General features: G+C 73.7%; 11 protein-coding genes and 1 pseudogene. 10 read left to right on the top strand and 2 right to left on the bottom strand.

Going from position 1 to position 11,561, the window contains the following annotated elements:
- Positions 1-60: 60 nt before the first annotated feature.
- A complete protein-coding gene (locus A6R01_RS12620; protein ID WP_292606383.1) occupies positions 61-1,056 on the bottom strand; it encodes an ABC transporter ATP-binding protein in 996 nt (331 codons plus the stop codon).
- 3 nt (positions 1,057-1,059) lie between these two features.
- On the opposite strand from A6R01_RS12620, the gene A6R01_RS12625 reads away from it, so the two are divergent.
- The 3 genes from A6R01_RS12625 to A6R01_RS12635 are packed head-to-tail and all read left to right on the top strand — an operon-like array spanning position 1,060 to position 3,571.
- Entirely contained in the window at positions 1,060-1,839 is a 780-nt protein-coding gene (locus tag A6R01_RS12625; protein WP_292606385.1) for an ABC transporter permease, read from the top strand.
- Entirely contained in the window at positions 1,836-2,618 is a 783-nt protein-coding gene (locus A6R01_RS12630) for an ABC transporter permease (protein ID WP_292606387.1), read from the top strand. The genes A6R01_RS12625 and A6R01_RS12630 overlap by 4 nt, the downstream gene beginning before the upstream one ends.
- Complete coding sequence (locus A6R01_RS12635) at positions 2,615-3,571, top strand: ABC transporter substrate-binding protein (protein WP_292606388.1); 957 nt, start codon at positions 2,615-2,617, stop codon at positions 3,569-3,571. Before A6R01_RS12630 ends, A6R01_RS12635 begins: the two co-directional genes overlap by 4 nt.
- A 185-nt stretch (positions 3,572-3,756) precedes the next feature.
- Here the strand turns inward: A6R01_RS12635 and A6R01_RS12640 are convergent, their stop codons facing one another.
- Positions 3,757-4,854, bottom strand: coding sequence for a glycosyltransferase family 2 protein (locus A6R01_RS12640; RefSeq protein WP_292606389.1), 1,098 nt, complete (start codon positions 4,852-4,854; stop codon positions 3,757-3,759).
- Between the two features lie 55 nt (positions 4,855-4,909).
- Here A6R01_RS12640 and A6R01_RS12645 point away from each other — a divergent pair, with 55 nt between their 5' ends.
- The 7 genes and pseudogenes from A6R01_RS12645 to A6R01_RS12675 form a co-directional block, all read left to right on the top strand.
- Positions 4,910-6,025 carry a sulfotransferase family protein gene (locus A6R01_RS12645; RefSeq protein ID WP_292606391.1) on the top strand — a complete coding sequence of 372 codons (1,116 nt, stop codon included), beginning with the start codon at positions 4,910-4,912 and terminating at the stop codon, positions 6,023-6,025.
- Between the two features lie 28 nt (positions 6,026-6,053).
- Positions 6,054-6,968, top strand: coding sequence for a hypothetical protein (locus tag A6R01_RS12650; RefSeq protein ID WP_292606393.1), 915 nt, complete (start codon positions 6,054-6,056; stop codon positions 6,966-6,968).
- Between the two features lie 336 nt (positions 6,969-7,304).
- Positions 7,305-8,240 (top strand): Rossmann-like and DUF2520 domain-containing protein, encoded by a 936-nt coding sequence (locus A6R01_RS12655; protein WP_292606395.1) that lies wholly within the window; start codon positions 7,305-7,307, stop codon positions 8,238-8,240.
- Complete coding sequence (panC, locus tag A6R01_RS12660; protein ID WP_292606397.1) at positions 8,237-9,118, top strand: pantoate--beta-alanine ligase; 882 nt, start codon at positions 8,237-8,239, stop codon at positions 9,116-9,118. The genes A6R01_RS12655 and panC overlap by 4 nt, the downstream gene beginning before the upstream one ends.
- The gene (gene panD / locus A6R01_RS12665) at positions 9,118-9,552 is read left to right on the top strand and encodes an aspartate 1-decarboxylase (protein WP_292606399.1); all 435 of its coding nucleotides are present in this window, start codon (positions 9,118-9,120) and stop codon (positions 9,550-9,552) included. Before panC ends, panD begins: the two co-directional genes overlap by 1 nt.
- 57 nt (positions 9,553-9,609) lie before the next feature.
- Positions 9,610-11,331 carry an L-aspartate oxidase gene (locus tag A6R01_RS12670; protein ID WP_292606401.1) on the top strand — a complete coding sequence of 574 codons (1,722 nt, stop codon included), beginning with the start codon at positions 9,610-9,612 and terminating at the stop codon, positions 11,329-11,331.
- Positions 11,328-11,561 (top strand): annotated as a pseudogene (locus A6R01_RS12675) (nicotinate-nucleotide diphosphorylase (carboxylating)); the annotation flags it as partial. The gene A6R01_RS12670 and the pseudogene A6R01_RS12675, both read left to right, overlap by 4 nt.

Raw genomic sequence — 11,561 nt, forward strand, 5'->3', positions numbered from 1 at the left:
AAGCTCCGTCGTCCCACTTCCGGGTTCAGCGGCTAGCCGACAAACCCGGCCGGCTCCTGCTCACTCCGCCAGGGCTGCCCGCAGCGCCCGGTGCACCCCGGCAGGTGTGAGGACACCGACGAAGGCGGCCCCGTCGCGGACGCCGACCATCGCGCGGTCCTCGCGCAGCATGGCGGCCAGGGCGTCCTCGAGCGTGGAGTCCAGGTCGATGGCCGCCCCGAGCTGGCCCCCGGTCACGCCGTCGAGCGGCTCGAGGTCCTCCCGCCGCAGAGGTACGACGCTGAGCCGGCGCAGCCCCGTCTCGGACCCGACGAAGCGGGCGACCGTGTCGTCCGCGGGGCGGGCGAGCAGGTCCAGCGGGGTCCCGACCTGGGCCAACCGGCCGCCCTCGGCGAAGACCGCGACCCGGTCGCCCATCCGGACCGCCTCGTCGATGTCGTGGGTGACCATGACGACGGTGGTCCCGAGCCGCTGGGCGAGCTCGCGGAACTCCTCCTGCAGCCGCACCCGCACCACGGGGTCGACGGCCCCGAACGGCTCGTCCATCAGCAGCAGCGGCGGGTCCGCGGCCAGCGCCCGGGCCACGCCGACCCGTTGCCGCTGGCCCCCGGAGAGCTGGTGGGGGTAGCGCGGTCCGTGCACGTCGGGCTCGAGCCCGACCAGGTCGAGCAGCTCCTCGGCCCGCAAGCGCGCCTCGGACCGCGACGTCCCGACCAGCACGGGCACGGTCATCACGTTGTCGACGACCTTCTGGTGGGGGAACAGCCCGACCTGCTGGATGACGTAGCCGATGCCGCGCCGCAGCTGCACCGGGTCGACCCCGGTGACGTCCCGGCCGTCGATCTCGATCGTCCCCGTCGTCGGCTCGATCAGCCGGTTGATCATCTTCAGCGTCGTCGACTTGCCGCACCCCGACGGCCCGACCAGCACGACGGTCTCGCCCCGGCCGACCTCCAGGTCGAGGTCGTGGACGGCGACGGTCCCGTCGGCGTACCTCTTCCCGACACCCGAGAGCCGGATCATCGGGGTCGTCTCCGGGGAGCCGGTAGCGTCCATGCGGTGACCCTACTCGCGGCGGCGTCCACCCCCCTGGGATCGAGCCTGGCGCTGAGCACGGCGTCCACGGGCGCGTCCACGGTCGCCGGCGCGGCGGCCGACACTGCCGACGCCCGCTGCTACAGCCGGCTGGTCAACGAGTGGTTCTGCTGGGACTACGTGCGCGACTACCGCCCCGAGATCGTCGACGCGACGGTCCAGCACGTCGCGATCACCGTCGCCTCGGTCGCCTTCGGCCTGCTCATCGCCTTCCCGCTCGCGCTGCTCGCCCGCCGGGTGCCGCGCTTGGAGGGCACGATCCTCGGCGTCAGCACCGGCCTCTACACCGTGCCGTCGATCGCGCTCTTCCCGCTGCTCGTGCCCTTCACCGGGCTGTCAGCCACCACCGTGGTGATCGGCCTGGGCCTCTACGCCCTCACGATCCTGGTCCGCGCCCTCCTCGAGGGGCTGCGCGCGGTGCCGGAGGAGGCGCGCGAGGCCGCGCGCGGGCTCGGGTACGGCGAGGGCCGGCTGCTGCTCAAGGTCGAGCTGCCGCTCGCCGTGCCCGTCCTCGTCGCGGGCCTCCGCGTCGCCACCGTCTCCACCGTGGCGCTCACGACCGTCGGCAGCCTGGTGTCCTACGGCGGCCTGGGCAACCTCATCCGTGACGGGGTGCAGGGCAACTTCCGCGCCGAGCTCTTCACCGCCGCCGTGCTGTGCGTGGTGCTGGCCGTCCTCCTCGACGCGCTGCTGGTGCTCACGCGACGGTTCCTGACCCCGTGGCAGCGGGGGGTCGCGGCATGAGGGTGCTGCAGGACGCCTGGCGCTACCTGACCGACGCCGGCAGCTGGACCGGCGACGGCGGCATGCTCGAGCTGCTTGCCCAGCAGCTGCTGCTGACCGCGGGAGCCCTGGCGCTGGCGCTCGTCCTCGGGCTGCCGCTCGCGCTCTGGCTGGGTCACCTCGGCCGCGGCGGCTTCCTCGCCGTCAACGTCTCCAACATCGGCCGCGCCATCCCGACCTTCGCGCTGCTCGCGCTGCTGGTCACCGCCGACCCGTGGGGCTGGACGGGGGGCCACTTCCCCGGCACGGCCACCCTCGGGCCGTTCGGCCGCGGGGGAGCGGCCACGTTGGTCGCGCTCGCGCTCTTCGCGCTGCCACCGATCATCACCAACGCCTACACCGCGGTCCGCGAGGTCCCCGAGGACGTCCGGGCCGCCGCCCGCGGCATGGGGATGAGCGGCGCCCAGGTCTTCCGGCGCGCGGAGTGGCCGCTGGCGCTGCCGCTGGTGGCCTCCGGCGTACGCCTGGCGCTGGTGCAGGTTTGGGCCACCGCCACCATCGCCGCGCTCGTGGCGGGGCCGGGGCTGGGGCGGGTGATCACCGACGGCTTCTTCCGTACGCAGTACGGCAAGGGCATCGCCGGCGCGATCGTGGTCGCCGCGGTCGCGCTGGTGCTCGAGCTCACGGCGGCGTGGGTGCAGCGGGCCGTCACGCCGCCGGGGACGCCCGGGGCGCGCGCGTCCGGCGCACGGACGGGTGAGAGCGAGCCGTCGGCGCAGGCCCCTACGGTGGAACCATGACGCTGCGACGCTCTCTCCTGCGCACGGCCGCCTCCGGGCTGGCCGTCGGCACCCTGCTCCTCGCCTCGGCCTGTGCCGGCGACGACCTCGCCTCCGACACCGGGTCCGACGACGCCCCCTCCGGTGGCGGCGGCCCGGTGACCATCGCCAGCCAGTCCTTCCCGGAGGCCGCGCTGGTCACCTCGATGTACGAACTGCTGCTCTCCGACGCCGGCTACGAGCCGACCGTGAAGCTCGTCGACGCCCGCGACGCCTACATGTCCGACTTCCCCGGCTCGGTCGACGTCGTCCCGGAGTACGTCGGCGGCATCGTCAACTTCCTCAACAGCCGTGACGGCGGCGACTCCGCCGAGCCGTTCGTGGCCGGTGACGGCCAGGAGCTCGCCGACCAGGGCAGCGACCTGCTCGACGACGCCGGCATCACCCTGCTCGAGCTCTCCGAGGCCACCGACACCAACGCCTTCTTCGTCACCCAGGAGCGGGCCGAGGAGGAGGGCTGGAGCGCGCTGTCCGACCTCGAGGGCGAGTCGCTCGTGCTCGCCGCGGCTCCCGACTGCGAGGGGCGCCTCGACTGCGGCGCCGGCCTCACCGACGACTACGGCATCGAGCTGACCAAGATCCTGCCGCTGGGCTACGCCTCCGACCAGACCTACCAGTCGGTCCTCGACGGCGAGTCCGACCTGGGCCTGACCTCCACCACCGACGGCACCCTGGACTCCCTCGGCCTCGTCGTGCTCGACGACGACCGCGAGATCCAGCCCGCGCAGAACCTCGTGCCCGCCGTCTCCGACGAGTTCCTCGAGGCCAACCCCGACGTCGCCGACGTCCTCAACCCGCTGATGGCCGCGCTGACCACCGAGAAGCTCACCGAGCTCAACGGCCGCATCACCGTCGACCGCGAGCAGACCGAGGACGTCGCCCGCGACTTCCTGGAGTCCGAGGGGCTCCTCTGACCTGAGGAGCCAGCGTGTCGGTCGGCGTCCGCGGCGCGGACGGCGGCCGGCACCCCTCCCCGGAGGAGGGTGGATGGGCCTGGCCCCCGGCTCGTGAGGGACGAGCGAGACGGGTGGTTCCGACGAAGGGGAGGGGGGTGCCGGTTGCCGGGAGCGCCCCCGACGCCGACCCGCCCGCCGGCCCCTCACTCCCCGGGTCGCACCTCCAGCGCGGCCCGGGGCAGCGTGGCCCGGTCGAGGAACGGCACGTCGAGCAGCTCTCCCTCCGGCGTACGCCGCCGCCCGATCGGACCGAGGGCACGCTGCCGCATGACCAGCTCGGCCTCCTCGCGGCGGCCCTGCTCGACCAGGTAGCCGCACAGCCGGTGCACCGGCGGCAGGATCGACCTGGTCAGCGACCGGTCGCCGCCCCAGATCCCGAGCACCCCGTCGCGCAGCAGCGCCCACCACTCGTCGGTGCAGCCGGGGATCTCGGTGAAGTAGCGGTGCATGTCGCCGGCGAGCACCTTCTCCCGCAGCACCTTGAGCACCTTCGGGTCGCCGTAGTCCTCGACGGCGGCCAGGGCCATCTGCTTGGTGCGCCACCGGTCGCGCAGGTCCTCCAGCGACGAGCGCTGCTGGGTGATCGAGGAGCCGTCGACCCGGATCCGCCAGTGGTAGACGACGTCCGGCACGACCCCGAAGCGCCGCGAGGCGAGGTAGGCCCGCGTGGTCGTCGGCTGGTCCTCGTAGCGCACGCCCACCGGCCACGACAGGTCCGCGCGGTCCCAGAACTCCCGGCGGAACAGCTTGTTCCACGCGAACACATCGCCGAGGATCTCGGGGTGCTGGTCGATGAAGGCCATCCGCCGCGGGTGCAGCCGCTTCATCCACCGCGGCTCCTCGAGCCGGTCGCCCTCCCACCGAGCGATCGAGCCGGTCACGAAGTCGGCGCCGCGGCGCAGCTGGCGCCACATCACGTCGTACGCCGTCGGCGGCACGACGTCGTCGCTGTCGGCGAAGGCGAGCAGCTCGCCCGTGGCGGCCTCGGTGCCGGCGTTGCGGGCGGCACCGAGGCCGTGGTTGTCGGTGTGGATCACCCGGATCCGGCCGGGGTGGGCGGCGGCGTAGGAGTCGGCGACCACGCCGGTGGAGTCGGTCGATCCGTCGTCGACGACCACGATCTCGAGGGGGGAGTAGGTCTGTGCGAGCAGGCTGTCGAGGCACTCGCCGAGGTAGTCCTCGACGTCGTAGGCCGGCACCACGACCGACAGCAGCGGACGGGCCCGACGCCAGAGACTCATGCGAGAACGCTAGCGGTGCGGGTCGGAGGGCCTCAGGCGGATAGAGTCCCCTCCCGTGAGTGCCCAGCCTGACGCCTTCACCGTGCCCGCCGACCCCGACCCGATGTCGTATGACCGCAAGGTCCTCTTCGTCGCGGGCGCCGGACGCTCCGGCACCAGCACCATGGCCGGGCTGATGAAGATCATGGGGCTGCACGTCCCGCAGCCCGAGGTCGAGCCGGACGAGACCAACCCCAAGGGCTTCGCCGAGCCCGCGTGGGCCGTCGAGCACCACTCGCGCCTGCTGCGCGAGGCGGTCGTGCAGGTCAGCGACAGCCGTCCCGACGCGTGGTTCGAGACCGGTCGCGTCTCCACCCGCGAGCCCGAGCGGATCAGGACCGCCGAGTGGCTCGAGGGGCACTTCGCGGTCAACCCCGAGCTGGTCGTCAAGGATCCGAGGCTGAGCTGGTTCCTCTCGCTGTGGCGCGTGGCCGCGATCCGCTGCGGTGCCACCCCCGTCTTCGCCACGATGCTGCGCCCGCCCAGCGAGGTCGTCGGCTCGAAGCAGAAGTACTACGCCAACCGTCTCGGCTCGGCCCACCTGGCCGCCAGCTGGCTCAACATGCTGCTGCACACCGAGCGCGCCACCCGCGAGTCGGTCGCCGACGGCGGTCGGGTCTTCATCCGGTACGGCGACCTGCTCGACGACTGGACCAAGGCCGTCATGTACACCGGCGAGCAGCTCGGCCTCCAGCACATCCTGCACGCCAAGTCCGAGCGGATCCGCGACGCGCACCGCTTCGTCGACCCCGGTCTGCGCCGCGTCTCCGGCAGCCTCGACGACCTCGGTCTCCCCAAGCGCCTGCACGAGCTGGTCGCCGACACCTGGACCGAGCTCAACAAGCTCGCCGACGAGGGTGGCGACACCCCCGAGGTGCACGAGGCGCTCGACCAGCTGCGCGAGGGGTACGTCGAGCTCTACGAGGAGTCCGAGGCCATCTCACGCTCCTCGGTCGTGGCCGCCGAGCAGAAGACCCGCCGCGGCCGCGAGAAGCCCGGCAAGGAGGGCGCCGCCCCCGTCGAGGCCGGCGAGCCGTCGTACGCCGCCGACAAGCTGCCGCACGGCCTGCGCGCCGCCATCCCGCCGGGCGTGCGCCGTGGGCTGCGCAAGGCCGTCGGCCGCGAGCGCTGAGCCCGACCCACCACCAGGACGGAGCAGCGTGAACGCGATCCGCAACCCCCAGGGCCTCACCAACCTCGAGGGCCACACCGACTTCGACATCACCTGGCCGTGGAACCGCCCCGGCGGCCTGCGGGCCGGCGCCACCGCGGTGCTGCGGGTCAAGGACGAGGCGCCGTCGCTGCCCTTCGTGCTCCCGCCGCTGCTGCGGGCCACCGACCACGTGATCGTGGTCGACAACGGCTCCACCGACGGCACCCCCGAGGTCGCGGCCGAGACGGCCGCGAAGGCGGGCCTGGCCGACAAGCTGACCCAGGCGTCGTACCCCTTCGAGGTCGCGCGCGCCGGCGCCGAGCACCTCGGCCAGCACGAGCTGTCGGTGCACTCGCTGTCCTACTTCTACAACTGGTGCTTCTCGCTGGTGCAGACGCGCTACTCGTGGAAGTGGGACGGCGACATGGTCCTCACCACCGAGGGCGAGGTCTCGCTGTCGGACCTGACCTGGCAGATCGGCGGCGTCCAGTCGATCATCCGCGTCCCGCGCCACGGCCTCTACCTCGACTCCGACTCCCACGGCTACCTCGACCTCGGCCTGCGCAACGCCGAGGAGTGGGGCTACCCCGTCGGACCGGACTTCGTGTTCACCAAGGCCTTCGAGTGGGAGATCCGCAGCACGCCGGAGCAGTGCCGCTCCATCGGTCTGCCGCAGGGGCTGTGCGTGGAGCTGAAGTACCTCGACGGCGACGAGTTCGCCCACTGGACCGACCCCGAGTCCTTCGCGACCTCCTGGCGCAACCGCCGCAAGCGCCGCGAGTGGGCCGTCTTCCACGCCCTCAAGGAGGGCCAGCTGCCCCCGGGCGTCCACGAGATCACCGCCCCCGACGGCGTCCACATCGTCGACCACGTCACGAAGACCTGGCTGCCCCGCGCCCCGCGCCCGCTCGAGGTGGGCTGAGCCCACAGCGGCGGGGGCGCGGACGGCCGGCCGCACCCCCGGCGGAGGGTGGATGGGCCTGGCCCCCCTGGAGCGACGAAGGAGCGGAAGGGGTGGTTCCCCTCCGCCGGGGGGTGCGGGTGGACGGGAGCGTCCCCGCCCCTCAGACTCAGCCCACGTCGACCCAGCGCCCCACCCCGGTCACCGGTGTCGGCCAGGTCACACCCCTGATCGGGTTACAGGGGCGTTTCGGGCGGCGTACCGTGGATGCCGAAAGTTCGAGCACAACGTCCGGTACCCACACCGGCCCGGGAGCCTCCCGGGTGGTCGGCGGGACTGGAACGAAAGGTTCAGACCATGGTCCACCCCGCCCTGCGGGTGGGCGTCGTCGGCGCGGGTCGCGTCGGGGCCGTCCTCGCCGCCCGGCTGCGCGCCGCCGGCCACCACGTCGTGGCTGCCGCCGGTGACTCCGACGCCACGCTGGAGCGCATCGAGACGCTGCTCCCGGGCGTTCCCAACGCCAAGCCGTCCGCGGTGGCCCGCGAGTGCGAGCTGCTGCTGCTGACGGTGCCCGACGACATGCTCGGCAACGTCGTCTCCACGCTGGTGGGTGCGGGCGCGATCCGCGAGGGCCAGTACGTCGTGCACACCTCGGGCCGCCACGGCCTGTCGGTCCTCGAGCCGGCCGCCGCGGTCGGCGCCCGGGTCGCGGCCGTGCACCCGGCGATGACCTTCACCGGCACCGCCGTGGACCTGGAGCGGCTGGCCGGCTGCGTCTTCGGCCTGACCGCCGGCGAGGGGGAGCGTGCCGTCGCAGAGGGCCTGGTCGCCGACCTCGGCGGGCGCCCGATGTGGGTGCCCGAGGAGATGCGCACGCTCTACCACGCGGGCCTGGCCCACGGCGCCAACCACCTGGTCACGCTGGTGACCGAGGCGATGGAGGTGCTGGCCGCCGCCGGCGCCGACGACCCGGCCGCCACGCTGCGCCCGCTGCTCACCGCCGCCCTCGACAACGCCCTGGCCCACGGCGACGCCGCGCTGACCGGTCCCATCGTGCGGGGCGACGCGGGGACCGTCGAGGCGCACCTCGCGGACCTGCGCGCCAACGCGCCGCAGTCGCTGGCGTCGTACGTCGCACTGGCGCGGGCGACCCTGGGCCGCGCCGTCACCGACGGGCGGCTGCTGCCCATCCGCGCCCTGAAGATCAACGAGCTGCTCGACGCGGCGGTGGCCGATGCTCCGGCCCACCAGTGGGCCCAGGAGCAGCAGTCGGCCCAGCAGGTGCGCCGATGAGCGCCCCGGTCGTCGTCACCACCCGCGCCGAGCTGGCCGCGGTCCTGGCGCCCGCGCGCAGCGAGGGCCGCCGGGTCGGGTTCGTGCCGACCATGGGGGCCCTGCACGACGGGCACGCCGCGCTCCTGCGCGAGGCCCGCTCGCTGGTCGGCGACGGCGCCGTGGTGGCCAGCATCTTCGTCAACCCCACCCAGTTCGGCGAGGCCGCCGACCTCGAGCACTACCCCCGCACGCTCGAGGCGGACCTCAAGGTCTGCGAGCGCGAGGGCGTCGACGTGGTCTTCGCCCCCGAGGTCGCCGAGATGTACCCCCGCGGCACCGGCGACGACGACGCCGTCATGGTGCGCCCCGGTCCGCTGGCCAAGGTGCTCGAGGGCCGCAGCCGCAAGGGCCACTACCGGGGCGTGCTGACCGTGGTCGCCAAGCTCTTCGGGCTGGTGCGTCCCGACGTGGCCGTGTTCGGCCAGAAGGACTACCAGCAGCTCGTGCTCATCCGCCGGATGGTCGAGGACCTCTGCATGGGCGTCGACGTGGTCGGCGCCGAGACGGTCCGCGAGCCCGACGGCCTGGCGCTGTCGAGCCGCAACGTCCACCTCGACGAGGACCAGCGCCGTCAGGCCACCGCGCTGTCCCGCACCCTGTACGCCGCAGCCGAGAACGCCGTCTACGGCGTGGGCCCCGCCCTCGACGCGGCGCGTGCGGTGCTCCGCGAGTCCGACGGGGTCGACCTGGACTACCTCGAGATCACCACCCCCGACCTCGACCCGCTCCCTGAGGACCCCGAGCCGGGCACCGAGGCCCGCATCCTCATCGCCGCCCGGGTCGGGACCACCCGACTCATCGACAACCTGCCCCTGACGATCGGAAGGATCGACTGATGCTCCGGACCATGATGAAGAGCAAGATCCACCGCGCGACCGTGACGCAGGCCGACCTGCACTACGTCGGCTCGGTGACCGTGGACGAGGACCTCCTCGACGCCGCGGACCTGCTGGCCGGCGAGCTGGTGCACATCGTCGACATCGACAACGGCGCCCGCCTGGAGACCTACACGATCGCCGGCGAGCGCGGCTCGGGCGTCATCGGCATCAACGGTGCCGCCGCGCGCCTGGTGCACCCCGGCGACCTGGTGATCCTCATCGGCTACGCCCAGATAACCACCGAGGAGGCCAAGGAGCTCAAGCCGCACGTGGTCTTCGTCGACTCCGACAACAAGATCATGGCCACCGGCTTCGACCCGGCCGAGACCTTCGACGGCGACGGGCTCGTCCGCGGCGACACCGTGGCGAGCAGCACCGGCTCGGGTCGCTGACCCGGCGTACCCGGATCGCTCCTGAGACCGCCGCGGCCGCACCGCTAGCCTGACCCGATGCCACGACCCACGCCCGGGGCGACCCCTGAGGTCCTCGCCCCCGTGCGCCGCCTGCCCGGCCGGCTGACCGCCCCCGACCCGGGCTGGTCGGTGACCGCCGACGTCGTCGTCATCGGCTCCGGCATCGCCGGCCTCACCGCCGCGCTGCGGTTGAAGGAGGAGCTCGGCCCCGAGGGTGGGAAGGTCCTGGTCGTCACCAAGGACCGGCTCGCGGCCGGCTCGACGCGGTGGGCGCAGGGCGGCATCGCCGCGGCCCTCGGTCCGGAGGACACCCCGGCCGAGCACGAGCTCGACACGCTGGTGGCGGGCGCGGGTGCCTGCGACCCGGAAGCGGTGCGGGCGCTGGTCACCGAGGGGCCGGCGGCGGTGCACGAGCTGATCGCGCTGGGCGCGCAGTTCGACCGCGACCCGGCCGGGGAGCTCTCGCTGACGCGCGAGGGCGGCCACCACCGCGACCGGATCGCGCACGCGGGCGGCGACGCCACCGGCGCCGAGATCCAGCGGGCGCTCATCGAGGCCGTCGGTCGGGCGCCGGAGATCGAGATCATCAAGCGGGCGCTGGCCGTCGCCCTGCTCCTCGACGGCCCCGCCGGCGAGGGCGGTGCCGTCGCCGGCGTCACCCTGCACGTGATGGGGGAGGGCCAGCGCGACGGCGTCGGCATGGTCCGCTGCCGCGCGGTCGTCCTGGCCAGTGGCGGGATGGGCCAGATCTTCTCCCAGACCACCAACCCCGTGGTCTCCACCGGCGACGGGATGGCGCTCGCGCTGCGCGCCGGCGCGACGCTGCGCGACCTGGAGTTCGTGCAGTTCCATCCCACCGTCATGTGGCTCGGCGCCGACTCGGTCGGCCAGCAGCCGCTCATCTCCGAGGCGGTGCGCGGTGAGGGCGCTTTCCTGGTGGACGATGCGGGCGACCGCTTCATGCAGGGCCAGCACGAGCTCGCCGACCTCGCGCCGCGCGACGTGGTCGCCAAGGCGATCATGCGCCGGATGATGGAGACCGACCGGCCGCACATGTGGCTGGACGCCCGCCACTTCGGCGAGGAGAAGTGGCAGCGCCGCTTCCCGACCATCCTGGCCACCTGCCGCTCCCACGGCGTCGACCCGGTCACCGAGCTGATCCCCGTCGCGCCCGCCTGCCACTACGCCTCCGGCGGGGTGCGCACCGACCTGTGGGGCCGCACCGACGTGCCCGGTCTCTACGCCACCGGCGAGGTCGCCTGCTCCGGCGTGCACGGCGCCAACCGGCTGGCCTCCAACTCCCTGCTCGAGGGCCTCGTCTTCTCCCGGCGCATCGCCGCGGTGCTGCCCGGCGAGCTGCGCCCGTGGAGCGAGCCGGTGGTCGACGCCCGCACCGCCGGGCTGGTGCCCGGTGCGGTGCGCCGCGGCCTGCAGGACGCCATGACCACCCGGGTCGGGGTGCTGCGCAACGCCGAGGGCCTCGCCGGCGTGACCGACTACCTCGACGGCCTGGCCGCCACGCCCGCCGACCTCGTCGACCTCGACGCCTGGGAGACGACCAACCTGCTGACGATCTCCTCCGCGGTCGCCGACGCCGCCACCGCCCGCGAGGAGACCCGCGGCTCCCACTGGCGCGAGGACTTCCCCGAGCGCGACGACGCCGAGTGGTCGGGCCACCTCGACGTCATCATGCGCGACGGCGAGACCACCTGCGCGTTCAGCCCGGCGGCCCCCAGCGACGGCGAGGTCCACCCGTGATCGCGCGGCTCTCCTACGCCCGGCTCCCGCGCCCGCTCGTCGACGAGCTGGCCGCCGCCGGTCTCGACCCCGTCGAGGTCTACGGCCACGTCGTCGCCGCCTTCGAGGAGGACCTCCCCGGCGGCGCCGACGACGTCACCAGCGCGGCGATGCCCGAGATGGGGCGTGCCGTGGCCGACGTGGTCTCCCGCGAGACCGGCGTCGTGGCCGGCCTCGCGGTCGCCGAGGTG

Origin of the sequence: Nocardioides sp. REDSEA-S30_B4, from assembly GCF_001627265.1 — a bacterium.
GTDB lineage: Bacteria > Actinomycetota > Actinomycetes > Propionibacteriales > Nocardioidaceae > Nocardioides.